Genomic DNA, 25,297 nt, shown 5'->3' on the forward strand with positions numbered 1-25,297 from the left:
CACAATTTTGCGCGGATGTTAACGAAACAGGTGGGTCAATTTTACTCGCTCATAACCCACCCAAGTGGGTCAGTTTTGCACGCCGATTCACATCCTGTCCGGGGATATGCGGGAAACCACGGAAATTGGCCGCGTTGGCGAACTTGGCCTGACAGGTTTCGAACCGCTTGTCGCATCCGGCGAAGATATTGCATATGTTGCCGACCTCTGGCGGCCGCACAGGAGCCTCGAGCAATTTGATGATCACGTCCGCGCCCACGATGACATGGCTCAGCACCTCGGTCTTGCGTCCGGTGTTGGCACCGGTCAGCCAGTGCAGCGTGCCGAGCGCAAACCAGCCTTCGGCAAAGCCTGAAAGGCCGGAGACCGCAAAACCGCGATCGCCCGACAGCGAAACCACCGTGCCCGATGCCTTGAAGGTGGCTGCATTCAGATCGACGCCGCAGCGGGTATCCCCCAATGCCGCATCACAACTCGCCTGAAACGTCCGCCCGATGGTCTGGCCCAGCACATGCGCCAGCGAGCGCATCTCGGCCACGAAATGCAGCCGCCCGCGCCGGACCTGACCGATGGCCCCGCGCCGCATCAGGGCACGGCTGGTGGTGCCGGACCAGTTGACGCGCCAGATTTCCACGGTGGCGTTGTCCCAGCGACCATCGAGAATATCGGTCTCGGTGATGGTGGTGGAGGTCAGCACCCCTTCGGCCTCTTGCGCATCGACGGACAGGTCGGAGCCGGAGCGGATTTCCGAGGCGGTGAAACCGCTCTCCGGTTCAAAAGTGGTGTCATCGAACGTTAGCGGCCGGTCATGATCGGTGAAGCCGAACACCGCCCCGTCGTTCCGGCCCGCCGCGCGCACCCCGGCTGATATTGTCCGGAAAACGTACCTCGTGAAACGCCATTAAGATTTTCCTTGTTCATGCTTCTTGTCCGAAAACCGGTTCCCACTTTTCGGGAAGCCCTCACATGCCCCTCCGGCCCATGGCGACGGCGCGGGCAATGTCGGCCGAAACCTGCGTGCGCGATTGCCGGAAGCTTTCCGCATCGCGGGTCTGGATGTTGATGGTGATGTTTTGGGAACTGGCTGTTCCGTATTGCGCGGCCTCACGCCGGTTCAGCACCCGTTCGCCTTTTTGCAGGATGGCGGGCACTTCGTCAGGCCGCAGACCGGCCCACCCGCCGCTATGCATTCTAGGCGCACCGGCGAAAGCCATGGCTGGCACTATCCTTTGTGGTGCAGCCCCACCAACCATACCGCCCGCATGCAGCACCGGCGCAAAAATGCCGCCGAGATTGCCAAGTGCCCCCGACAGGGCGTTGGCCAGCGGGCCAAGAATAAACTTTCGTGCCGACAGCTTGGCGAGATCGGCCAGCAACGTGGTCACGAGTGACCGGAAATCCAGCTTGCCGGTTTTGACGAACTCGCCAATGGCGTTCTCCGCGCTGGTGAAGGCCCCGACCAGCGCATCGCCGATCCTCTTGCCGACATTGGCGGCCTTGCTGGCGTAATCCTTGAGCGAATCGGCCGCCAATTCCCATGCGGTTTTGGCGACCTCGGCCGCTGCGCGCGCCGCACCACCGGCACCGGTGACCGCCCGGGACAGAGTTTCCGCAGCGGTAGTCGTGCCCGCAAGGCCGCTTTCGCCGTCCTCGGTGCTGGCTTTCATCGCATCACGCAGAGCCTGCATGGAAGTTAGCGGCGCGGTTGCGGCCTGGGCCATTTCGCGGGAGGATATCACCAGCCCGTCGGCCGCATTCCTCGCGTCCTCGGCAGTCGCGGCCATCTCGTAATAGGCCGATCCTGCCATGATTGCCGCATTGCCGATGGCCAGCATGGCGCTGTCCATGCCCGGGATATTCGAGATCCCGCGGGTCATCGCATGCAAAAAGTCGGTCCATGTCTTCTGGATGTTGGCCAGCATCGTCAGCCAACTGGCCTTGATCCGCGCCCAGACCGACGAGAGCGCCGCGCCGAGGGATTTGCCGCCAAGTTTTATGCGTTCCCAGACCTCGATGGCCACATCCTTGAGCAGCCGCATGGCCTCGCCAAATCCGCCAGCCCCTTTGACCAGGCGGCCGAACCAGTAGATCAGTTCACCCGCCCCAATGATCAACGCGCCGATACCGGTGCGGATCAGGGCACCGCGCAGAGTCACCAGTGAAATCGACACGCCTTTGATCCCCAATGCCGCGCTGGCCAAAGAAATCACCAGCCGACCACCCAGCACGGCGGCGAAGGTAGCGGCAATGCTGGCGATCTCGCCGATATGGTTGAACAGGCCCTTGATGGCGCGACCGAGCGGGCCGGTAGTCTTGCCGATCACGGCCATGGCGTTGGCGATCGATTCCAGCGCCGGAGCCGCCGCCACTGCCAGCTGGTTGGCAATGCCGCGCCAGAGCAAACCCATGCGGGACAGGGCATCATTGGTGCGCTGGATTTGCGCCGCATCGCTCTCGGACACCGCCACCCCGAAATCCTCTACGTCCTGTGTGGCCTGCCGCAAGGTGGCGCTGTCGATGCGGGTGAAGATCAGACCCGCGCGCGATCCAAAAATCTGTGAGGCCACAGCCGCTTGCTGGGCTGTCGGGATGAACCTGGTGATGGCGTCCTGAATGGCAGCCATCTTTTCGTCGATTGGCAGCTGGGCAAGGTCTGCAGCGGAAAGGTTCAAGGCATCCAATGCTTTCACCGCAGGACCTGTCCCCTGCGCCGCCTGGCTCAGGCTCTTGGTCATCATGATCGTGGCTTGTTCAACTTCGCCCTGCGAGACTCCGGCCAGATCAGCCGCGCGCGCCAACACCTGCATGCTTGCCGTCGTGGTGCGCAGGGACGTCGCCAGCTTTGCCTGCTCGTCGATGGTCTGCAGGCTGGAACGCACCATGGCAATACCGGCTGCCACCGCAGCCGCCGCCATGATACCGGCGGCGATCTTGGCGCGGCGGGCAAAGCGGGCGAGGCGTGCGTTGGCGATTTCGGCCTCTTTCGAGACCTTGCCAATCCCACGTTTTCCCGCATTCCCGATACCCACGAACTCGGCCTTGACCTTGTCACCTCCGACCGCCGCCAAGCGAACCGAGACCCGTTTTTCAGCCATCACCCATTTCCCTTTGTTCGTTCAATGCCCGCACCATTACCGCCTCGATCTCGGGGAGGATTTCCGCGACCGGCGCGGGATCGATCCCGAGCGCTGCGGCCATGCCCAGCGCTGCACCGAAATCCCAACCGGTGATCGTGCCGGATGGCGACAGGCGCAATTGACCGCCAAGGCGACCGACCAGATCCCATATCTGGACACCCTCATAGGTTTGTGGTTGGTTCAGGGTTTGCGGGCAGTCCGGGCATTTGCTTTCGCAGGCTCCGCAATACCTGTCGCCCCCGCCGAAGACCCACCCGGCAAGGGCGACGAGACGTTTTTTTCCTGATCCAGCAGCAGACCGCCCGCGACGTATTCGGTCTGGAAAGCCTCGAACAGCGGCCAGACATCTAGCAGGGCGTCGATCCCCTCGGGGCTGACATCCACCGGTTGCCCGTCCTCATCTCCCACGCCTTCCCAACCCGTAATGGCAAGGCGGCCCAGCGCCTTGGCGAATACCAGCGCGCTTTGCTCGTCGGTTGCATCTTGGGGCAGATCGGCAATGGTTTGATCATTTCGCGCCGCCACCATCAGCGCCGTGGTCAGGGGCAACAGGCGGACGCGCACCCCGTGGCCGAGATCAAGCCACGCGGGTTTATTGGACAGGTTCAGTTTCAGCATATCAGTAACTCGCAATCTGGTTTTTGAGGACCACCGTGCACATTTGCCCGGCGGCGGAATTATAGGCGGCCTGCCAGTCAAAGCTGGCCTGAATGCCCTGCGGCCCCTGAATTTCGATGCGCGGACGCGGCAGATAGACAGCGTGGGCGGTGAAGGTCAGGCTCTCGCCGCTGCCAAGGCTGTAGGCGAACTCCAGTTCCGCCGGCGTGCCATTCATCGCCTGGGTCATCAGCACCTGATCGGCAAAGCGCACCTCCATCTTGCCGGTCAGCGCGGCGATGGACGGGTCAGCCCCATCGATGCGCCCGTCCGAACGGATGGTTTCGATCCGGTCGAGATTATTGGCGTATTGAATGTCGGCGGAAACGATATTGCCGAGAGCCGTGCCATTGCGTTTGATCGACCCGTTGAAATGCCCAAACCGCTGCAGGGTCCAGCCGGTCGGCGTTCCGGCGGCCGTAGAGGTGGCAATCGCCTCGCCCTGTGCGATCAGTTTGGCAGTTGCGGTCAAAAGCCCCGAGCGCTGCATCTGCCAGGAAAGCTGGTCGAGCACGCAACCCGAATACATGGCAAAGCGCGGGACCTCCGGCATGGCGGTTTCGATCGACAGGCTCGGCAGGGTCCAACTGCCAGACACAAACTCATGCGTATACGGCCCCGTCCCGGTGGTGACCGGATCACCGAATGCCGCCTTCAGCCAAAAGCCGAACGCCTCGGCGTCGATCGGCACCACCACATCGCCATCCGCCGTCACCGCATCCTTGATCGGTGCCAGCGGATCACGCCCATAGCCCAGCAGTTCCGAGCCCAGCAAGGGTTGCTCCGCCCCCAGCGAGGTGCTGGCAAACGTCATCTGCATGTAACCGCTCAGCGGCGGGGTGCCATAAGTCGTCTCGAACGCAGCCGCCATCAGCGACCGCGCGCCTTGTGCACGTGCCATATTCAATTCCTTTGTGTTTTAGGGTCAGCCCAGCGGGTCGGCCGTGGTGTAGGTCAGATTTATCGGCACGATGGCCGCCTTCAGCGCCTCCGCCCCTTCAACCGGCAGATCGACCGGCTGCGGGGCTTCAGCCTCGACCCAGTCACATAGCCCGCCAAGGGTTCGGTCGGCCGTGATTGCCGATGCCAATTCCGCCAGCAGGGCATCAAAGACGGCATCACGGGCGGCAGGCATTTTGCCCTGCACAATCACCTCGACCTCGGCCCGATGTTCAAAGTGGTATTGCAGCGGCGACAGCGTTACCTCCGGCGTGCCGGGATCACCATCGCGCAGGATCAGCAGGCCGCCGAGGGGTATGCGCTCGGGCAGGATCGCGCCCCGCAGCACGGCTGGACCGGACACGCTTTGCAGTGTCGCAAGCAAGGCTTGCAGGATGGATTCTCGGGGTGTGGGCATGGGTTTGTCAGTCAGCTACAGTTACGGTTATTTCACTTAATTCCGTTATTTCACTTGAGATTACATGTTTCATGTGCATATAGACAGGTAAGGAAAGGGAGAAATCCAATGGGAAATACCGCTGAAAAACTTGAACATTACGGCCTCATGGACCGGCTTCCGACGGCTGAGGAAATTGACAGTGCTGCCAATGCCGCGACAGCAATTGCCGTAGCGATGGAGTTGGACGGCAGCCTCAAAATTTCCGGTGAAACCGGTGCCCCGGTCAAGATTGCGCCTGCCGTCGGCGAGCTTATCATCGAGCTGCTCGGCCATGTCAGCAACGGCAACATGGTGACGCTTGTCCCTGTTGGCACCATGCTGACCACCCAGCAGGCGGCTGACATGCTGAATGTGTCCCGCCCGTATCTGACCGGTCTCCTGAAAAAGGGCGAGATCGCCTTTGAGGAAGTCGGAAAACACCGGCGTGTTCCACTAACGGCCTTGATGGAATACAAGGAAAACAAGGCCCGGCGCCAAGAAGAAACCCTGCGTGAACTGTCTCGGCTTGGTCAGGAATATGATCGCGCATGAGTTTTGTTGCCAATCCGTTTGTTGTCATTCTTGATGCCAATGTCCTTTACCCGTTCAGGACTCGCGATGTCCTGTTCAGCTTTGCTCAGGCCGGTCTGTTCCGGGCGCGCTTCACCGATGAAATCCTTGATGAATGGACTCGTAACCTCATCAAGAACAAACCAAAGCTGGAAGACAGTGTTCGCCAGCAAGAGGCGGCAATTCGTGACGTATTCGGTGAATGCCTTGTCACGGGATACGCGCCGCTCATTCCGGGTCTGACCCTTCCCGATGAAGATGACCGGCATGTTCTGGCGGCGGCTATAAAATGCTCCGCCCAAATTATCGTAACGGAAAACCACAAGGATTTCCCGGCCGAGACACTCGAGGAATACGGCGTCGAAAAACTTGGGGCCGATGATTTTCTGGCCAACACCTATGACCTGTTTCCCAAAGGTGGCGCGCGGGTACTGAAACAGGTCAGGCAGCGCTATGACAACCCGCCGTTTACACGGTCCGAATTCCTGATGGACTTGATCAAGAGCGGCATGCCGAAATTGGCAGCCTTGGCTCGAGCAGATATAGAGTACCTGTAAGGCAGACCTGTTTCGTTTTAACTACCCAATTTCCGGTACAAAACCTCGGATAAAAACAAATCTTGTCCGAGATTTTGTAACATGCCGCGCAGCGCTATCCCCCATCCGCCCACTTTTCCACAATCAACCCCGGCACAGCCCCTGCCACCTTCTCCGCATCCCGCGCCAGATCCAGCCGTTTGCGCAGTTTGACCTGTGGCACCAGCAGAAATATCGGGGCGGTGACTTGTCCGCGTCCGGTCTTTGACCGCGACGCCACCGCTGTCCCGCGCGTGTTGATCCGCGCCTTTTCGGCGACCAGCAGGCTTGGGCCGTTGCGGCGGTAGATGAACCGCAACCGTATGCCACGACGGCGCTCCCATTCCCCCGGTGTCAGGCGCGCGCCACCTCGACCCTTGCCGGCGGCCTCGGTCGGGATTGCCAGATAGAAGCCGAGTTTCGAGTGGATCAGCACGCCCTTGTCATGGGCGTGGATGATCTTCGGGGCCTTGGACCAGATGAAGGCGGCGGCATCGAGGCTTTCGCCCCGCTCCGGATAGGTCTTGTTGCGGATGCTGCGGGCCAGCCGTTGACCGAGACCCGCGCCGGTAATCTGCCCGCGCCAGTCGGCCTTCAGATCACTGCCCGCCTGACGCATGGCGGCCGTAACAGCGCGTTCACCCGCCAGCACCTCCGCCTGCATCATCGCGGCAATGTCGGGATCGACGTCGAGTTTCAGCTTCATGCCGGATGCACGTCGATGGTCCAGATCAGCCGTTCCGCGTCACGCACCGGCTCACCCTGAATGAGAAACGCCTCGCCATAGATTTCCAGCCGGTCGCCGGGGCGCGGGTTTGCCACCTCGCTCACCCGCAAATCGAACCGCTGGGTTTCGGACCAGAGTTTGGCTTCGCCAAATCCGGTGATACTATCGGCACGGCGCGCCACAACACGGACGAGGACAGGCGAACCGCCCTCTGCCGTATAGATGGCGTCAACGGCAATATTGTCGTCCGCGAACAGCGCGTCCATGCCAATGGCAAAGGCGTTCATCGCAGTGTTTCCAGTTTGCAATACATCAGGGTGTCATTTGGCCCGCAGAGGCAGCCTTTGTTTATATGGGCGCTCAAAGGGCCAAATGATTCCGCGTTAACTGGAAACACCTTAGGTCCGCCGTGCACTGCGCAGCACCTGCGGGCGGGTGCAGATCGGCAGCGGGTTGGACTCAATCTCGAAGCGCACCCATTCATCGCGATCCCGATCCGGGATGGAGCGGGCGTAGAGTGGCAAGCCCAAGGTATTGACGGTCTCGAAGGTATCCGCCGGGGCGTAGTAGATTTCGAACAGGCCCTCGACGCCCTCGGGATAGAAGAACGCCTTGTCGACGGGCACCCCGAAGGCGGCATTGCCCCGGTAGCGACGGAAGTTGATGCCGCCAAAGCTGACCTCGTCGGAGACGCGCGAACGCAGGTCGGCAGCGGCGGCGGTGTTGAGATAGGTCTCGCGCACTTCTTTGTGGGCAACCAGATCGGCGAAGAAGGCCGAGCCGCATTCGGCGCGCAATTGCACGGCACCGGTGGACAATCCGCCGAGGCTATCCTCGACACTTTCGATCAGCGCCTGACAGCGCTTGCGCAGCACGCCGGAGCCGGGATTGGTGGCGGCAAGATCGAAGTTGACCTCCGCCGCCGGCGTAATCGCGAACTCGGTGAAGTAGTCGATCACGGTGGCCCCGTCCTTGGGGTCGAGCACCTTGCCCTGAATGCCGTTCAGCAGGTGATACTCAAAAGTCGCCTCGGCATCGGTGCGCAACCGGCGCAAACGCCGGGCCACTTCGGCCTGAATTTGCTGGGTCTCGCTGTCGGTGCCAAAGGCGCGGATGCCCTGGATTTCAGAGGCCCAGAGCACGTCCTGTTTCTTGAACTGGCGACAAACGAATGCCCGCACATCACGCCGTTCGGGCACTTGTTGATCGTATGCCGACCCGCGCTCGGAAAACGGGATCAGCGACAGGGTGCCGTCGCGGCTCTCGATGACAACAGTGCGGCTTCGCACCCCGCGATCGGAGAACAGGCCCGAGCCCGAGAGGGTGGCGGGCTTGAAGGGGATGTTTTCCAGCGCGCGGGTGAGTTCGATGACCGAAAACGCATCGGTCTCGAAGATATCCATGGTGGCCATGTGTGGATGGCTCCTTTTTTGCAAGGGTTAATTTGAAGTTTTGATCATTGCGGTTGCGGTCATGTGTTCGGCCTGTTGGCGCGGTACGTTTGACCGCTGGCCCTGATGAAGTCCGCGTCGCCTGGGTCCCAATCATGGAGACGAGCTACTATGCCCGGGCTACCGATACGGGGTGTCCCGGCGGCGGTTTTCGTTGATCATCATCATTCATCTTTGCCCTCGCAACTCGGTGCGGCGAACCCGTATCCCGGTCGCTGCGATTCCTGTCAGTTGACTGCCGGGCGGCGATAAACGTCTCCGCGCAACAGCACGGCCCAGATGATGCGCGCTGTTTTGTTGGCAATGGCAACCGTGACCACACGCGCGGGCTTTTTATCAAGCAATCTGCGGATCCAGATGCCGGTGGCGCTGTCGTCGCGTCCGTCTCTGCGAATGATCGATGTGGCACCATTTACCAGCAGAGTTCGCAGATAGGGATCGCCCATTTTGGATATTCGGCCGAGCCTGTCCTTGCCTCCTGACGAATTCTGCCTTGGTACGAGCCCGAGGAAGGCCGCGAACTGGCGCCCCGACGCGAAGGCAGCCGGGTCCGGAACGCTTGCGGCCATGGCGGTTGCCGTGATGAACCCGACGCCCGGGATCGTCTGTAACCGCTGGCTCACCGCACTTTGTCGATGCCAGGCACGCAGCTGATTATCGAGCGAACGGATTTCTACGGTGAGCGTCTCAAGCTGACGGGCAAAACCCAGCAACGCCGTACGCGCGACCTCCGGCAGGTCGTCATGCTCTCCGTCCTTCATGGCCTTCGCCATTCTTACGACATGTTGCGGCCCCTGTGGCGCAATGATGCCGAATTCGGCCAGATGGCTGCGAAACGAATTGAGCATCATGGTCCGTTGCCGGATCAGCAACTTTCGCGTCCGGTGCAGCACCATGACACCCTGTTGCCCAGGCGTCTTGATCGGTACAAAGCGCATGTTCGGGCGTGTTACGGCCTCGCAGATCGCCTCGGCATCTGCCATGTCGTTCTTTTGCCGTTTGACATAGGGTTTGACATAGGCGGGCGGGATCAGCCGCACATCATGGCCGAGCGCCGCAATCTCCCGCGCCCAGAAATGGGAGGTACCGCAAGCTTCTATTCCCACAAGACAAGGCGGCAACGCGCTCATGAACTCCAGAACGGCATTGCGGCGCAATTTCTTCATCAGCACAATCTGTCCTGCAGCATCAACGCCGTGAAGCTGAAAAACAGACTTTGCCAGATCGATCCCGAGTGTTGTAATCTCCATTGTGGATGGCTCCTTCTCTTATTGGTTTGCGACAGCACCAATATGGCACATTGCGATGCCGGCGGGTGGAGCCATCCACCCCATCATGAGCGGGCGTTACCATCCCCTTTTGCCCTGTGTGGGCGCGGGCCAGCCGTAACGCCAACTCGTTGGCTTCGGTTCCGGAATTCAAGAAAAAACAGACATTGAGCGGCGCGGGCAATTTGGACAGGATTTTTTCGGCAAAGGCAGTTTGCGCAGGGTGCAGATAGCGGGTGTTAGAGTTCATTCGGCTTAACTGCGCCGCCACGACCTGTTGAATGCGCGGATGCGCATGACCGACGTGGGGCACGTTGTTATAGGCATCCAGATACGGCCTGCCCCATTCGTCAAACAGGTGATGTTTCCAGCCACGCACAAGCATCACCGGATCTGAATAGGTAAGTGACAGGTTGCGCCCAAAATGCGCGCGCCGCCCGGCCAGCACCTCGGATTTGTCAGTTGGCACAGAGCAGGTTTTGTTGTCCGGCAGGTTCAGCAGTACCGCCGGGTTCGGACATAATGCGCGCCACAGATACATTTCATCCGGGTCGCCTGCCCCAGGCCAGTCTGCCTCGATTCCATCGGTGCTAAGGGCAAGCTGTAAATGCAGATGCTGCCCAGCCGCCGTTCTGCTGCAGGCTGCCAAGGCGACAGAACGCCTGCCCTGCCTCGATCCTGTCACCGATGGAAAGCCGGTCGGTGAGTTCAGGATCAAGATGACCATAGAGGGTATAGAACGAATCGCCCTGCGGGGTTTCATGCGCCAGTATGATGACGCCGCCATAATCAAGATGCCTGTCGCGATAGTCTGCCACCAGCACCCTGCCGGACAGAGGTGCATAGATCTGTTCACCTGCCGGGGCGAATATGTCGACGCCCAGATGGACAGTCCGACGGTCCGAGGCCTTCCATGGCCCCTTGCGAAAGCCGGGTTCGGTGTAGATCAGGCGCGGTTCGTTGTAATATCCCAGCAAGACGTTATCCTTGGGCTTGAATTCCTCGCCGACCCGGGCCGCTTCCTCCGGCGCGAGATGAAATGGATTCTGCGGCCAAAGGGATTCTTCGACCGACAGCGAGCCCATCGGGGCATTGTCCAGCGCCCGCTCCAGAACCATTGCAAAAGAACCGCGTTGCTGTTCCAGATAGGCCATGACCCGGTCTGCCCCTTCCGCAACCGGCAACCCACAAATGCTGCGCAATCGCGCGGCAACAAACCGGGGGTGCGGCGCATAGGCTTCAAGAAACCGCCAGGCCGGGGCCTGTGAGATGGTAACATAGGGGTCATCCGGGTTGTCGACCGCAGTAAGCGTCGAATTGACCACACTGACCGCCAACCGCATTCGCAACAGCGGCCAGACCAGATCCAATTCCTCAGGCGTAAGCGGGTTGACCGTATGATAGCCTTCGACCAAGGCCGCCAGGGCCACCTCGGGCTGGTCGTGATCCAGGACGATATACGCCCCGGCTATGGCAAGATCGCAAATGCGCGGCGCGGTGCACATATCGCCAAGGTCAAGGATGCCGGAAATGGCACGAGGCTCGTTTAGCTGGCCAGTTACCAGAACGTTATAGTCATTGACGTCATTGTGGATGGCCTGAAATGGCAGATCACGCAGGCTCGGAAGGGCCATGTCAAATTGATCGACAATCTCCTGAAGCAGTTCTTTGCGGGCGGTATCGTCGATTATATCAAGATGCTCGGCCACCCAGCCCGCTTCGGTCAGGTTCCACTTGAAATCACGCGCAAGAAACCCGTGCGCGAATGTCTTGAGAGCCGCGTCGCTTCTTCCGACAAGTTGCCCGAGATCGCGGATCAATTGCAGGCTTTTGGGCGCGCACCGAGCGTAACAATCGCCAGAAAGCCGCTCGAGCAACCAGACCAGCCGCCGCCCGCCCCGCCCATCCGAGCATTCCAGAATCTTCTGCCCGGACAGGGTTGGCACAACTGCCGGGAATGGCAGCGTTTCATCCAGCCTTTTCATATGTGTAAGCGCCTGAACCTGCATATCTATGAAATCGGACGAACACCCCGCTCGCATGACTTTCAGAATAAACCCCCTGCCGTCATCTGTTTTGGCGAGAATGTTCAGATCATATTCACCTTCCAGCAGTTCAAGCTGGGCATTTATTCCCCATTCCTCACGCAACATTCCCTGCCAAACATTCAATTCCATCGACGGAGTATCCCCTTGTTATCAGACGATTGAGGATAGGAACCTTACCTGTATGAAGCAAGATGCTAACGCAGGCATCTTGAAGAAACAGGCGCTCACATTCAAGCTGGGCAGCTCAAGAGGCACCGATAAGGCTTATCGAATTTGAAAAAGGCGGAGCTATTGGGCGGAATACAGTTCATTGGGAAGGAGCGCAGAAGGAATGTTTTGGTAGCAAACAGGACGCAAGAACCGGCGAATTGAAAGCGTGCCAACCGATGTTGCGCCAAAATTGGTTGAGGCCGGATATGGGCCACCGTGAACCATTGTGTCGCAAACTTCAACTCCGGTCGGAAAACCATTTGCCAGCACGCGCCCGGCCTTGCGTTCCAGAACAGGCATTATTCCAGCTGCATCAGTGATATCTTCGTCATCAATGTGAATGGTGCAAGTCAGTTGCCCTTGCAGGCTGAGGGCAACCGCCCGCATCTCATCCAGTGATTCAGCGGTGACGATCATACCAAGCGGGCCAAAGACTTCTTCTCCTAAAGCCTCGTTGGCAAGCCAGTTTCGAGCCGTGGTGGCAAAAAGATAAGGCGTTGCCTCGCGCAGATCGCATGTAGAGGTCAGGACTTCGCGCACGCCACTCGTTCCCGCAACCCGTTTTTGTCCATCGCGGTAAGCGGCGGCAATTCCGTCGGTAAGCATGGTTTGGGAGGAAACCCCGGAAAGGGCTGCCCTCGCGACATCGGCAAACTGTTCTGCATTATCACCCGCCAACACGACCACAATGCCGGGGTTTGTACAGAACTGCCCGGCCCCCATGGTGAGCGACGCGGCCCAGCCCTTGGCGATTTCTTCGCCACGGCTGGCCATCGCTCCATTAAAGATAAACATCGGATTTACCGATCCCAGCTCTCCGAAAAAGGGGATAGGCTCCGGTCGCGCTGCGCAGAGATCAAACAGAGTCCGCCCGCCAGCAAGGGATCCGGTAAAACCCACAGCCTTGATCAATGGATGCTCGACCAATGCGGCCCCTACCCGACGGTTACCGCCCTGGATCAAACTGAACACACCGGGATCGATTTTACATTTTGTTATGGCTGCCAGAATGGCCTCGGCGATGATTTCTCCGGTGCCGGGATGCGCGCTGTGGCCTTTTACAACAACGGGGCACCCTGCCGCCAGTGCGGCTACGGTGTCGCCACCAGCGGTGGAGAATGCCAAGGGAAAATTCGATGCGCCAAAAACGGCGACCGGACCAATCGGACTTTGAACCATGCGCATATCAGGCCGTGGCAGTGGCTCGCGATCTGGCAACGCGACATCATGGCGGCGGTCCAGATAGTCCCCTTGCATTATGTGCTGGGCGAACAAACGCAACTGTCCGGTGGTACGACCACGTTCACCATTCAGGCGCGCCTCAGGCAGGCCGGTTTCAGAACAACCGATTTCGGTGATGGCCTCGGCCCGGGCTTCGATCTCGTCTGCAATCGTATTCAAAAAGGCTGCTCGATCTTTCGCTGTGGAATATCCATAACTCCAGAATGCATGCTCAGCAGCTTTGGCGGCGTCATCCACATCACTTACCCGTCCAACGGCGTAAGCATGGGGCTGCCCCGAAGCCGGAGAAGACGTGAATGTTTCGTCGCCCTCAATCCAATTGCCTGCGATCAAGTGCATTCCGTGGGGTTTAAACATTACAGCATCCTTTCGTTGCCCACCTCGGGCGTCAATTTATTTCTGGATACTGTATCCAAAATTACAATTTACGCAAGATTGCTTTCCCGCAATTTTGCGATATTTTTTGATTTTTCGCGAAGTCAGCTTTCGTCTGCTTCCCGGTTAGCAGTGATCAATTCAAGCAATTGATCCTTGGTGCGCATCACGTGTTCATACAACAGTTGGCACCCCGCTTCGACTTTGCGGTCCTCGGCGAGCGCCAAAAGCTGGCGGTGCTCGTCTTTGGCGGGCTCGCGTTGCTCCATCACACTCAGATTCATGCGCACATATCGGTCAGATTGCAGGCTAACCCGTCGCAACAACTCATTGGTCAAATTTCGCTTCGCAGCAGCGTAGAGCGCCGAATGATACTGAAAATTAAGCACCCCCCACCTTGCGACATCATCGGCATCATATGACTGTTCCATTTCATCAAGAATATCGCGGCACCGAGTGAAATCCGGCGAAGTCATTTCAGGTATGGACCGGCGGAACAAATCTACTTCAATCAGAGCCCGCACATCGAAGATCTCACCAATTTCACGTAGCGAATGTTTGATCACTGATGCGCCACGATTATTGGACAAGAGCACAAGCCCTTCCGCGTCCAGACGTTTTAGTGCTTCACGGATTGGCATACGCGATACGTCATACTCTTCGGCAAGCGCCTCTTGCCGTATGATTTCGCCCTCAGCCATCTCTCCACTCAGAATACGCTCTCGTATGTCATCTGCGATCACATCCGGAAGGCTTCGTCTCGAGATAATGCGTTTTCCTGCCATACTGGAACTCTCTGATATGCTTGTATTTTGGATACATACATCATCATGCCTTTGCTTTTCAATTAGAATTCGAAAAACACCTGAAAGAGATACAGTTGGACGTTGCCCAAAACTATTGTATCTATTATCCAGACTGTTGAATTGCCATGAGGAAACGGTTCATGAACGCACCTGTCAAAATCTGCTTGCCGAGAAGGCGTCAAGGGACATCGTCGCCTCATTTCCATTTGCCAGTGAAGTGACAAGTTCTGCTGTCCCGGCGGCCTGTGTCATCCCCAAATGGCCATGGCCAAAGGCATAAATGACATTTCGGGTGTTGGAGGCGTAGCTGATGACCGGCAGGCTATCGGGCGTTGACGGCCGGAACCCCATCCATTGCTGACCACCTTGTGTGTTCAGTTCTGGTAGAAACTGTACCGCTTTTTTCAGCAATATATCAGCGCGTTTGTAATTCGGGGCAAGGGTCAACCCACCCAACTCAACAGCACCGCCAACACGAACCCCCCCCGATATTTTCGAGACAACAAATCCATGGCCGCCAAAGGTCAGATGCGTTCTAAGGTCAAACGCCCCGGCAGGTAGCGTCGTGTTATAGCCGCGTTCAGTCTCCAGCGGAATTTTATCGCCAAGGGTTTTGGCAAGGCGGTGCGACCATGCCCCGGCAGCGACAACAACCTGCCTGGCATGTTGCTTCCCGCTGGTGGTTGTCAAAAGAACCTGACCCTGCTCTTGAGACAGGGATTTGACTTCATCAATGTCAATTGTGCCGCCCCGCGCAACAAAATTCCGTGCCAAATGTTCGGTCCAGCGTGCCGGATCGCAGGTGTTCATCCATTTTGGCGTAAAGCTCGCATGGGTGAACCGCAGATCAAGACCAGGTTGGATCTCGGCAATCTTTTGCGGGCTTTCCAAAAGTTCAAACTCAACGCCGTGTTGGCGCCGCAGCTCCCACCCGGGAAGGCTTGCCGCATATTCCCGCTCGCCCTCGTAAAGCTGAAGCTGGCCATCACGTTGCATCATCTCCTCGCCGCTGACCATTTGAATTTGACGTTCAAGAGCCGCTCGGGACAGCTTCATCAGCTGCGCCTGCGCCGTGATGGTTGCGTCATACCTGTCGCGCCAGCTCGCGCGCCAGAATCGCAACATCCACGGTGCGATTTTCAAGGCATAAGAGGGAGGCACAGAAAGCGGCCCCATCGGATCCAGCAGCCATTTTGGTGCCTTGAGCATAATGCCCGGCGTGGCCAGCGGCACGATATCGGTAAAGGCAAACGCCCCTGCATTGCCCTGAGACGCCTCGGCCGCCACGCCTTTTCGGTCAAGGATGCGAACCGAAAAACCACTTGCCTGCAATGCAAGTGCCGTGCTGATTCCGATGATCCCGGCACCAATAACAATGATATCGCGCTGCGTCATGGCATCTCCCGCGGAGCTACAAGTGCCGAGGGGACTTCCCACAGGAAAGAAAACCGAACTGCGTCAGGTAAAATCATCATGACCCTTGCTGGTCCGGGTGCTGGCTGCCTTCTGATAGCGGGATGCCGCTTTTGAGCGGATCATGCTCAGCAAAGATCAATTTGCTTTCGGACATAACGAATGCCTGACCGGTGATTTTCGGGATAACGCCGCCATTATGGCCGGGGTGATATGACAGGCGGTAGGAGCTACCAATCACGCTTTCCTGCACAATTTCTTTCCCTGGGGACAGGCAGCCATCAGCGGCAAGACAAGCCAGACGCGCGGAACTGCCGGTGCCGCAGGGGGACCGGTCATAGGTGTCATCAGGGCAGAGCACAAAATTGCGGCTGTGCACCCCTTTGTTCGGCGATGTGCCTTGAAAGATCACATGATCCACAGGCTCGCCATTCTCGCCGCGAATGCCGGCCGAAATCACGGCCTCGCGTACGGCGATGGCGGCATCGGTCAATTCGCGAATATTGTCCTTCGTGACGGGGATCGGACTAGGGTCGACGATGAAGAACCAGTTGCCACCATAAGCCAGATCGCCGGTGATTGTGCCCATCCCTTCTACTTCAAGCGCAACCCCTTGCCGGACACAGCGGCTTTCAATGTTGGTCACGGTGACGGTGTTGGCGTCAGATAGCTCGATACTGACCACGCCCACAGGGGTTTCAAAGCGGTGCGTGCCCGTTCCGATCCGGCCCAGACGGGCCAGCGTTACCGCCAAACCCATAGTGCCGTGGCCGCACATACCCAATACGGCACCCGCGTCGAAATAAATCACTCCCGCGACACAACCGGGGTCCACCGGTTCTACCAGCAGTGCGCCAACCATCGCTGTCTGGCCACGTGGCTCGCACATGATCGAGCGGTAGAACGACACATGATCGCGGGCCAGCCGCCCAGCGCGGTCAGCCAACGGCCCGGACCCGAGATCGGGGCCACCATCAAGGATCACCCGGGTGGGCTCACCGCCGGTGTGGCTGTCAATTACATGCATTCTGCAATGACCCCGCCTTGCTTTACCCAATCGGCAAACCAGGCATGAAACAGGTTGTACTGAATTTCGCAATAGTTGCGCTGCGCATCACTCAGAACATCGGTTTCGTTGAAATGCAGGCGGTATTCATCTTCGCCATTCAGGACGAGAAGGTATTTGTAGAATAAAACAAGATCCGTTCCTTCATCAAAGCTGGAAAGAACCGTTAGGGCTTCTTCGAGTTCCAGCGCGCGCGCACGCGCCTCAACATGGCCTTTGGAAGCCATTTGCGACAGACTCGCCAACAGCAATGCCACCTTCGGCAGGGCCGCGCCAATGCCGGTGATCGAGCCCGTTGCGCCGCAGTTGACAAAACCATGATAGACCTGCGTGTCAACACCGACCATCAGCGTAACCTGTTCGTCCTGCGATGTGATTTCTTCCGCCGCATAGCGAAGATCTTCTGCGCCACCGAACTCTTTGAAACCAATCAGATTCGGGTGCTCGGAACGTAGCGCAAAGAACAAATCGGCGCGGGTTGCGAACCCATAAACCGGGCTATTATAGATGATTGCGGGCACATCCGGCGCCGCATCAAGAATTGCTTTGAAGTGGTTTTTCTGGGCAACGGCCGACGAACCGCGTGACAAGACGCGCGGTATGACCATCAGGCCGGCAGCGCCAACTTTCTGGGCATGTGCGGCATGGGCCACTGCAGATTTGCTGTTGATCGCCCCCGTGCCGACGACCACCGGCAGACCAGCTTTGACAAGGCGTTCTACACCCTCCATGCGCTGCTGGTCTGTCAACAAAGGCCAGTCGCCCATCGAACCGCAATAGACAACAGCGGACATACCCGCATCGATCATCTCTTTTCCCTTTTTTACGAGCGCGTCGTAATCCGGGGTGCGATCCGCATTACACGGGGTCATCATGGCCGGCATTGTGCCAGTAAAAACGTTAGAGTTCATTGTTTTCTCCATTGAGTAAGTATTGGATGCGCCTATGGCTTCAACCAGCCGCATCACCTTGTTCTGTTAACGAACGTTTGCCAGAAATTTGCGGGTGTGTTCGGATTGTGCATCGCCGAATATCTGCGACGGCGGCCCGATTTCTTCCATTATGCCTTCGCGGAAAAAGGCCACCCGATCAGAGACATCACGGGAAAATCCCATTTCATGGGTGACGCAAATCATGGTCATACCTTCTTCGGCAAGCAGACGCATGGTGTCGAGAACCTCGCCGACCAACTCTGGATCAAGGGCCGATGTTGCCTCGTCAAACAGCATGTATTCTGGTTCCATCGCCAATGCGCGGGCAATGGCAAGGCGCTGTTGTTGCCCGCCGGAAAGAGCGCTGGGGTATACATCCAACTTGTCAGCAAGGCCGACATGCTCAAGCTGTTTGGCTGCGATGTCACGCGCTTCTGCCCTGGATTTACCTTTGACGATCTTTGGTGCGAGGGCCACGTTTTCCAACGCGGTCAGATGTGGAAAGCTGTTCCATTGCTGGAATACCATTCCCATATTTTGCCGAAGATTGTTCAGGTTTTTGACTTTGCGTGGACCTCGATTGAATCCACTTGCACGGAACCCTCCTGAATCCCCTCAAGGCCATTAATGCAGTATAAAAGGGTGGATTTGCCTGAACCCGAGGCCCCGATAACCGAAAGGACCTCACCTTTCTGCACATCAAGGTCGATGCCTTTAAGAACATGCAATTTACCATAGGGAACCTCTGTAAATTCCCGTTTTCGCCTTCTTCGCGGCGGGGTGGACGGTTTTTCGCCTGTCCCGCCTGATTGCTTCGGATCATAAACCCATTTTCACCGGTTTCAAGCCGGTTTTGGGTATTTCAGGCACACCTCACCCCATGAACCCTTATCCCGGCGCCGCCAGGCCGCATTCGAACTGGACGAAGCGCTTCATGTTGTAGACCAGGTTCATCATCCCGATGCGAAATCGCGCCCGCTTCAGGCCGATGGAGCGGATCAGCTTGCCGCCCATGGAGCGCTCCTGAAAAGCGAATACATGCTCGACCCGGACCCGCACTTTCGAGCGCCTCCGGTTGGCCTTTTGCTGGCGCTCGCCAAGCGGCTTGCCGCGCCTGCCCTTGTGATGGATATGGCTGTGAAGCCCCCGCTCTTCCAGCTCGCTTTCGATCTTTTGCGAGCGATAGGCGCTGTCGGCCCACAGGTCCGATGAGGTGTTGCTCGCATCAATCAGACCGGCAAGCGCCTGGCTGTCATGCACGGCGGCATCGGTGACATCATAAGCGCGGATGAATTTGTGCCGCCGGTCGACATTGATGTGGTTCTTGTAGCCGTAATAGCTCTTGCCGTGCTTCTTCGTCCAGCGCGCATCCACGTCCTTCTGGCGCTTCTTGTGGGGTTTTTCCTCCCACTCTTCAGGCGTTTCGCCCGCCTTGATTTTCTCGTTCTCGTCCCTTTTGTTGTGCTGGCGCGGCGCCGGAACGATGCTCGCATCAACAATCTGCCCGCCCATCGCCAGATAGCCCTTTTCGCGCAGAAAGGCATCGAACTTGTCAAACAGCTCCTTCATCTTCCCGGCCCCGGCCAGCCTTTCACGGTAGGCCCAGATGGTCTTGGCGTCAGGTACGCTGTCTTCAATGCCAAGGCCGAGAAACCGCATGAACGACAGGCGGTCGCGGATCTGATACTCGATCTGATCGTCAGAGAGGTTGTAGAGCTGCTGCAAAACCATCGTCTTGAATATCAGCACCTCATCCCAAGGCGGGCGGCCAGCGTTGGATTTGCGCTGTTCGGGCGGCGTGCGCCATATGGCCTTCAGCTCGTCCCGGTAATCCTCGAACGGCACCATGTCGTTGAGCAACACCAGCGGATCACCAGATTTGTCCAGTCCCGCGTATCGGCTGGAAAGATCAAAAAATCCCATCTGACCCATGACAAAACCCCGTCGGTCGAATCATTTTCATCCTGATGACGATTCTACCCCGTCAGGCCGGATTTTGGGGGATTTTTAGAGGTTCCCTCAGGTGAAAACGGCGAAGTTGCTTCAAACGCGCCATTTACCATGGCCTCGTATTTGGCGGCACCCGGGCTGTCTGTGCCCGGATGCTGGCCGGTCGAGCCGTTGATGTCCGCGCCAAAGTTTTCTTCCAGCGCCGAACCGATCATCCCGTCAGGGAAGTGGAACGTGTCAAACGCGCCGGTGTCCAGTGCGGCGCGAACGATGCCGGCCCCACCCTGGTCGATATAACCTGCAACAACCAGACGATCGCCGCCGGCTGCTGCCAGCGCGCCAACTTCAGCCGAATAGTCGGCCTTGCCGTCTTCATGGGCGGCGGAAATGGTGATGGTGCCGCCAGCTGCCTCATAGGCGCTTTGGAACGCGTCGGCCAAACCTTTGCCGTAGTCGTTGTTGGTGTATGTCAGCGCAACCGATTTGATACCCTGACCGATCAGGATGTCGCTCATCACAACACCTTGACGCGCGTCAGACGGGGCTGTGCGGAAGAACAGACCGTTGTCTTCGGCTGTCGACAGCGCGGGCGATGTGGCAGAGGGCGAAATCATCACGATGCCGTTTGGCACAGCAACATTCGACAGGATCGCACCTGTAACGCCGGAACAGTCAGCACCCATGATGGCCTTGACGCCATCCGAGGTGACCAGACGTTCGGCAGCAGCCGTTGCAGCAGCCGAGTCAACACAAGTCGAGTCAGCGCGAACAGATGTAACTGTGGAACCACCCAGCAGCAGACCTGAATCCGAGACTTCTTTCATTGCCAGTTCGGCACCGGCAGCCATATGCGGTGTCAGCGATTCAATCGGGCCGGTAAAGCCAAGGATCACACCGATCTTGACTTCTTCAGCAGATGCAACACCCGCAAACAATGCGGTGGCGGCAGTCGCCAGTAGCAGCTTTTTCATGTTCTTCTCCCATGTTAGAACTTTATTTCCGGCCTTGAACCTATTCGGCCTTTGACCAAAAGAAAAGTAATTAGAGCCGCAAATCACGGGGTTAATGGGCTTCAATGAGGGATTATTGGGCTTGCCCTACCAAATATCCGGTATATTCCTGCATGTTTCGTGCAAATATTGACTTGGATCAAACCACAGGGTTTGACCGCAATTATCCTTTCGGGAATCGCTACCCTTGCTCGCGCGACCCTTGCGCGCCGCGTTCGCGATAAGGCGTGGTGTTGTAATGGGCACGATAACATTTCGAGAAATGCGACGGGCTGGCAAAGCCACAGGCCAGCGCCACGTTTATCACGCTCATATCGGTTTGCATCAACAGGTTGCGGGCCTTTTGCAGGCGAAGCTCCATGTAATAACGTTTGGGCGAGCGGTTCAGATAGCGCCTAAACAGCCGCTCCAGCTGGCGTGTGGACATGCCGACATCGCGCGCCAGTATCGAGGGGGAAATCGGCTCTTCCAGATTGCCCTCCATCATTTTGATCACGGTGGCCAGTTTCGGGTGGCGCACACCGATGCGCGTGGGGATGGACAGGCGTTGCGTGTCGCGGTCTGTGCGGATCGAGGAATAGATCAGCTGATCCGCCACTGCATTTGCCAATTCCTCGCCGTGTTCATTGGCAATCAAAGTCAGGAACAGATCAATCGAGGCCGTCCCCCCTGCCGCCGAATAGCGGTTACCGTCTATCACGAATACCTTTTTGGTCAGCTCAATTTCGTCGAAATCCTCGGCGAAACTGTCCTGATTTTCCCAATGGATTGTGGCACGCTTGCCATCGAGCAGCCCTGCCCGCGCCAAAGTGTAGGATGCTGTGCACAACCCAGCGATCTTCACTCCACGCCGCGCCTCGCGCCGCAGCCAGTTCAGCACCGGTTTGGTGGTGGCCTTTTGCACATCCAGCCCGCCGCACAAAACAATCGTGTCGTCGCGGTTGGTTTCAATAAAGCCGCTGTCCAACTTGATCATAACATCAGAAGAACTTGTCCCAAATTCCCCGTTTTCCCCGATCAACACAGTTTCATACAGGCTTCGGCCCGACATCCGGTTGGCCAGCCGCAGCGTTTCAACAGCGCTGGCAAAACTGATCAGGGTAAACCTGTCAAGTAGGGCAAACACAAAACGATGCGGCTTTTTCGGCTCGTTTTCAATGTCGACGATCTGGCGACTCACATCCATTTGCGGCGTCCTTAACAAGTGGTCAAATTACCGAAACAGGTTTGTGAATTCCGATCAAGCAAAACCATATCACCCATGAAAAATTCTTCTGCCACAACGCAGTCATTTCCCCTGTTGGCACTGGGGCCATTCATGATTATACTTTGCCTTCTTGACACTTATTTTCTGGAGCAAAGACGATGACAAATTGGCAAAAATCTGACTGGCGGAACAAACCGCGGGTACAGATGCCCGAGTATACGGACGAGACCACGCTGAATGCTGTAGAAGCTCAGCTTGCCAAATATCCGCCGCTCGTCTTTGCAGGCGAGGCCCGGCGCCTGAAATCCGCCCTTGCCGATGCCGCCGAGGGGCGCGCGTTTTTGCTGCAAGGCGGCGATTGTGCCGAAAGCTTTGCCGAGTTTTCAGCCGATACCATTCGCGACACCTTCAAGGTGATGCTGCAAATGGCGATGGTGCTGACCTATGGCGCCAAGGTGCCGGTGGTCAAAGTTGGCCGTATGGCCGGCCAGTTCGCCAAGCCGCGCTCGGCCCCGACCGAAACCGTGGACGGGGTGGAATTGCCCAGCTACCGCGGCGACATCATCAACGATCTGCCCTTCACCGCCGAGGCGCGCATCCCGAACCCGAAGAAGATGTTGCAGGCCTATACGCAGGCTGCCGCATCGCTCAACCTTGTGCGGGCGTTTTCGACAGGCGGGTATGCCGATGTGCATCAGGTGCATTCCTGGACGATGGGATTTACCCGTGGTGAAAACGCCGCGAAATACCGTGAAATGGCACAACGGATTTCCGACACGCTGGATTTCATGAAGGCGGCCGGTGTGGACAGCAATCGTGCCCATACCTTGCAGACGGTCAATTTTTATACCAGCCACGAGGCCCTGTTGCTGGAATACGAAGAAGCCCTGTGCCGGATCGACAGCACCACCGGTCTGCCGGTTGCCGGTTCCGGCCACTTCCTGTGGATCGGGGATCGCACCCGTCAACCCGACGGGGCGCATGTGGAATTCCTGCAAGGGGTGCAAAACCCGATCGGCATGAAATGCGGGCCAACCATGACCACCGAAGATCTGAAGGTTCTGCTTAACAAACTGAACCCCGAAAACGAGGCGGGCCGTTTGACCCTGATCACCCGTTTTGGTGCTGGCAACGTGGGCGACCACCTGCCCCGTCTGATCAAGACGGTTCAGGAAGAAGGTGCAAATGTGCTGTGGACCTGTGACCCGATGCACGGCAACACGATCAAATCGGCCTCGGGCTATAAAACCCGCCCGTTTGATTCCGTGCTGCGTGAAGTTCGCGAGTTCTTTTCGATCCACAAGGCCGAGGGAACGGTCCCGGGTGGTGTCCATTTCGAAATGACCGGACAGGATGTCACCGAATGCACCGGCGGCGTGCGTGCTGTGACCGACGAAGATCTGTCGGCCCGCTACCACACCGCCTGTGATCCGCGCCTGAATGCCAGCCAATCGCTGGAACTGGCGTTTCTGGTGGCCGAAGAACTGTCGGACCTGCGTCAAAGCAAACAGGCCGAAGCGGTTTAAGGGTCTAATCGTTGGAGACAACCAAACGAAGGGTCGGGTGTTTTTCATCCGGCCCTTTTTCGTTGGGGGCCGTGTAAGGCGCCTGCCCTTCGGCAAACCCTTCTACTGGTGTATTAACCGGCGCAGGTTCTGCCAGCGTTGCGGGCGCATGGCCCCGTTCCAGCGCCTTCATCTGCACATCGGTCACATCAAACCGGCGCGGGGAACGGCCAATCTGTCCGTCCGTCACCAAGGCCCCCAATACGCGCGTCACATCGCCCAGATCACTGCGCAGGGGCAGCAGGATCACCTTGGCATCCATTGCCGGTCTGCCGATGCCTTTTTCCGCCGTTAGCGTCAGTTCAGCCACTTGCGGGCCGTCAAACACCATTTCCAGCGCATCCGTCACTGTATTGCGTGCTGCGGGGGTGAAAAAGGATGTAAACGGCATGCCGCGCACTTCCATGCCCAACAGATCGTTCAGATGCATCCCCGACAACCGAAACCGCCCCAGACCGGGGGCAATGCGTTCAAGAATAAAGGTATATTCCAGCGCCCGTTCAATCCCGCGCGGGTCGATTTCACTGCGCAAAGGGACCAGACGACCCATGCGTAAGCCCTCCCAATAGGCCTCGACCTGCTTTATCTCAAGGAAACGCACCTGTTCCCTGAATCCCAACATTGAAATCACCTTGCGGCCACCCCTGAATTTACCCATGATACACACCCCGTGCCAAATGATACCTAAATCGCGGATCGTCATTGTTGTGGCAGGGTTATGTCTCTGTTAACCCTATGCTCACAATGCTTACCGCCAGGTTAATATGCCACGGTTTGTCTAAAATTGCGGGGATAAAATTGTTAAATGGTTAACTGCCGATGATCACTTCAATGACAGGGTTCGCCGCCCGAAATGGCGAAAGCGACGGGTTTACATGGGCTTGGGAGGTCCGCAGCGTCAATGCCAAGGGGCTGGATATCCGCCTGCGGGTGCCCGATTGGGTGGACGGTCTGGAACAGGCGGTGCGCAAACTGGTCGCCAAATCGGTGGGGCGCGGCAATATCAACCTGACCCTGCGGGTGCAGCGCGACGAAGGATCGGCACCGCTGAACCTGAGCGAGTCGCAACTGGCGCGCGTTTTGCAAGCCTTGTCACGGATCGAGGATGCAGCGGCCGATAGCGGCTTGACGCTGGTGCATTGCACCGCTGCCGATGTGCTGGCCCAACGCGGGGTGATTGATACATCCGTGGTGCAGGACGACACAGGCCCCCTGCTGGCGGCCCTGCTGGACGACCTGCCGCCGCTGCTAACGGATTTCACCGCCATGCGCCGCACGGAAGGGGCCGCGCTGGACAAAGTGATCCATGAGCAGATCGACCAGATCGAGGTCCTGACCAAACAGGCCACCACAGCCGCCGAGGCCCGCCGCGATGATGTGGCCAAAACCCTGCACGAAAATCTGGCCCGTGTGCTGGACAACACCGATGGCGCCGATCCGGATAGCGTGGCGCAGGAATTGGCGATGCTGGCGGTTAAATCGGACGTGATGGAAGAACTGGACCGCCTGCGCGCCCATGTGGATGCCGCCCGTGATCTGATGGGCAAATCCGGCCCCGTCGGGCGCAAACTGGATTTCCTGATGCAGGAATTCATGCGCGAGGCAAATACCCTGTGCTCCAAATCGCAATCGGTTGACCTGACGCGGATCGGGCTGGACCTGAAGGCGGTGATCGACCAGATGCGCGAACAGGTGCAGAATGTGGAGTGA

Annotated in this window: 22 protein-coding genes and 4 pseudogenes; 4 read left to right on the plus strand and 22 right to left on the minus strand. The window is 58.0% G+C overall.

The annotated features are described in order from the left end of the window. Positions 1-49: 49 nt before the first annotated feature. The 7 genes and pseudogenes from ACQY4M_RS01750 to ACQY4M_RS01780 all read right to left on the minus strand — a co-directional run bounded on the left by ACQY4M_RS01750 (position 50) and on the right by ACQY4M_RS01780 (position 5,151). A complete protein-coding gene (locus ACQY4M_RS01750) occupies positions 50-829 on the minus strand; it encodes a DUF2163 domain-containing protein (RefSeq protein ID WP_428540031.1) in 780 nt (259 codons plus the stop codon). Positions 830-833: 4 nt separating this feature from the next. Continuing rightward, positions 834-902: pseudogene (locus ACQY4M_RS01755) on the minus strand (TIGR02217 family protein); the annotation flags it as partial. A gap of 60 nt (positions 903-962) precedes the next feature. Beyond that, positions 963-3,095, minus strand: a complete 2,133-nt coding sequence (locus tag ACQY4M_RS01760) for a phage tail tape measure C-terminal domain-containing protein (RefSeq protein ID WP_428540034.1) — start codon at positions 3,093-3,095, stop codon at positions 963-965. Beyond that, positions 3,088-3,255 (minus strand): DUF7697 family protein, encoded by a 168-nt coding sequence (locus ACQY4M_RS01765; protein WP_428540036.1) that lies wholly within the window; start codon positions 3,253-3,255, stop codon positions 3,088-3,090. The genes ACQY4M_RS01760 and ACQY4M_RS01765 overlap by 8 nt, the downstream gene beginning before the upstream one ends. Positions 3,256-3,317: 62 nt before the next feature. Next, positions 3,318-3,755: a hypothetical protein gene (locus ACQY4M_RS01770; protein ID WP_428540039.1), complete on the minus strand. Its 438-nt coding sequence runs from the start codon at positions 3,753-3,755 to the stop codon at positions 3,318-3,320. A gap of 1 nt (position 3,756) precedes the next feature. Next, complete coding sequence (locus tag ACQY4M_RS01775) at positions 3,757-4,695, minus strand: phage tail tube protein (protein WP_428540152.1); 939 nt, start codon at positions 4,693-4,695, stop codon at positions 3,757-3,759. 24 nt (positions 4,696-4,719) lie between these two features. Next, positions 4,720-5,151 (minus strand): acyl-CoA transferase, encoded by a 432-nt coding sequence (locus tag ACQY4M_RS01780; protein ID WP_428540042.1) that lies wholly within the window; start codon positions 5,149-5,151, stop codon positions 4,720-4,722. Positions 5,152-5,259: 108 nt separating this feature from the next. Between ACQY4M_RS01780 and ACQY4M_RS01785 the strand changes: the two genes are divergently transcribed. Next, positions 5,260-5,724 carry an excisionase family DNA-binding protein gene (locus ACQY4M_RS01785; RefSeq protein WP_428540045.1) on the plus strand — a complete coding sequence of 155 codons (465 nt, stop codon included), beginning with the start codon at positions 5,260-5,262 and terminating at the stop codon, positions 5,722-5,724. Beyond that, positions 5,721-6,299 carry a PIN domain-containing protein gene (locus ACQY4M_RS01790; RefSeq protein WP_428540048.1) on the plus strand — a complete coding sequence of 193 codons (579 nt, stop codon included), beginning with the start codon at positions 5,721-5,723 and terminating at the stop codon, positions 6,297-6,299. The genes ACQY4M_RS01785 and ACQY4M_RS01790 overlap by 4 nt, the downstream gene beginning before the upstream one ends. A 94-nt stretch (positions 6,300-6,393) precedes the next feature. Here ACQY4M_RS01790 and ACQY4M_RS01795 read toward each other — a convergent pair whose 3' ends face one another. The 14 genes and pseudogenes from ACQY4M_RS01795 to ACQY4M_RS01860 all read right to left on the minus strand — a co-directional run bounded on the left by ACQY4M_RS01795 (position 6,394) and on the right by ACQY4M_RS01860 (position 22,001). Beyond that, positions 6,394-7,023, minus strand: a complete 630-nt coding sequence (locus ACQY4M_RS01795) for a DUF6441 family protein (protein WP_428540051.1) — start codon at positions 7,021-7,023, stop codon at positions 6,394-6,396. Beyond that, positions 7,020-7,331, minus strand: a complete 312-nt coding sequence (locus ACQY4M_RS01800) for a head-tail joining protein (RefSeq protein ID WP_428540054.1) — start codon at positions 7,329-7,331, stop codon at positions 7,020-7,022. Before ACQY4M_RS01800 ends, ACQY4M_RS01795 begins: the two co-directional genes overlap by 4 nt. Before the next feature lie 111 nt (positions 7,332-7,442). After that, positions 7,443-8,456, minus strand: coding sequence for a major capsid protein (locus ACQY4M_RS01805; protein ID WP_428540057.1), 1,014 nt, complete (start codon positions 8,454-8,456; stop codon positions 7,443-7,445). 266 nt (positions 8,457-8,722) lie between these two features. Beyond that, the gene (locus ACQY4M_RS01810) at positions 8,723-9,745 is read right to left on the minus strand and encodes an IS110 family transposase (protein WP_428540060.1); all 1,023 of its coding nucleotides are present in this window, start codon (positions 9,743-9,745) and stop codon (positions 8,723-8,725) included. Then, positions 9,735-11,940 (minus strand): annotated as a pseudogene (locus ACQY4M_RS01815) (aminotransferase class III-fold pyridoxal phosphate-dependent enzyme); the annotation flags it as partial. The pseudogene ACQY4M_RS01815 and the gene ACQY4M_RS01810, both read right to left, overlap by 11 nt. Positions 11,941-12,099: 159 nt before the next feature. After that, on the minus strand, positions 12,100-13,620 hold the full coding sequence (locus ACQY4M_RS01820) for an aldehyde dehydrogenase (NADP(+)) (RefSeq protein ID WP_428540063.1): 1,521 nt from the start codon (positions 13,618-13,620) through the stop codon (positions 12,100-12,102). Between the two features lie 122 nt (positions 13,621-13,742). Next, entirely contained in the window at positions 13,743-14,423 is a 681-nt protein-coding gene (locus tag ACQY4M_RS01825) for a GntR family transcriptional regulator (protein ID WP_428540066.1), read from the minus strand. Between the two features lie 174 nt (positions 14,424-14,597). Next, entirely contained in the window at positions 14,598-15,839 is a 1,242-nt protein-coding gene (locus ACQY4M_RS01830) for an NAD(P)/FAD-dependent oxidoreductase (protein ID WP_428540069.1), read from the minus strand. A 76-nt stretch (positions 15,840-15,915) separates the two neighbouring features. Beyond that, positions 15,916-16,884, minus strand: coding sequence for a proline racemase family protein (locus ACQY4M_RS01835; protein ID WP_428540071.1), 969 nt, complete (start codon positions 16,882-16,884; stop codon positions 15,916-15,918). Then, positions 16,875-17,834, minus strand: coding sequence for a dihydrodipicolinate synthase family protein (locus tag ACQY4M_RS01840; protein ID WP_428540155.1), 960 nt, complete (start codon positions 17,832-17,834; stop codon positions 16,875-16,877). Before ACQY4M_RS01840 ends, ACQY4M_RS01835 begins: the two co-directional genes overlap by 10 nt. A 66-nt stretch (positions 17,835-17,900) precedes the next feature. Next, positions 17,901-18,583, minus strand: a pseudogene (locus ACQY4M_RS01845) (amino acid ABC transporter ATP-binding protein). Positions 18,584-18,743: 160 nt separating this feature from the next. After that, positions 18,744-19,787, minus strand: coding sequence for an IS5 family transposase (locus tag ACQY4M_RS01850; protein WP_428539227.1), 1,044 nt, complete (start codon positions 19,785-19,787; stop codon positions 18,744-18,746). 86 nt (positions 19,788-19,873) lie between these two features. Then, positions 19,874-20,776 (minus strand): annotated as a pseudogene (locus ACQY4M_RS01855) (ABC transporter substrate-binding protein); the annotation flags it as partial. Positions 20,777-20,996: 220 nt separating this feature from the next. Next, positions 20,997-22,001 carry a GlxA family transcriptional regulator gene (locus tag ACQY4M_RS01860; RefSeq protein WP_428540074.1) on the minus strand — a complete coding sequence of 335 codons (1,005 nt, stop codon included), beginning with the start codon at positions 21,999-22,001 and terminating at the stop codon, positions 20,997-20,999. A 179-nt stretch (positions 22,002-22,180) separates the two neighbouring features. Between ACQY4M_RS01860 and ACQY4M_RS01865 the strand changes: the two genes are divergently transcribed. Beyond that, positions 22,181-23,548, plus strand: coding sequence for a class II 3-deoxy-7-phosphoheptulonate synthase (locus tag ACQY4M_RS01865; RefSeq protein ID WP_428540077.1), 1,368 nt, complete (start codon positions 22,181-22,183; stop codon positions 23,546-23,548). A 4-nt stretch (positions 23,549-23,552) separates the two neighbouring features. Here ACQY4M_RS01865 and ACQY4M_RS01870 read toward each other — a convergent pair whose 3' ends face one another. Further along, positions 23,553-24,245, minus strand: coding sequence for a PAS domain-containing protein (locus ACQY4M_RS01870; protein ID WP_428540080.1), 693 nt, complete (start codon positions 24,243-24,245; stop codon positions 23,553-23,555). 161 nt (positions 24,246-24,406) lie between these two features. Here ACQY4M_RS01870 and ACQY4M_RS01875 point away from each other — a divergent pair, with 161 nt between their 5' ends. Beyond that, a complete protein-coding gene (locus tag ACQY4M_RS01875; RefSeq protein WP_428540083.1) occupies positions 24,407-25,297 on the plus strand; it encodes a YicC/YloC family endoribonuclease in 891 nt (296 codons plus the stop codon).

Origin of the sequence: Profundibacter sp. (assembly GCF_965277155.1) — a bacterium.
Taxonomy (GTDB): Bacteria; Pseudomonadota; Alphaproteobacteria; order Rhodobacterales; family Rhodobacteraceae; genus Profundibacter.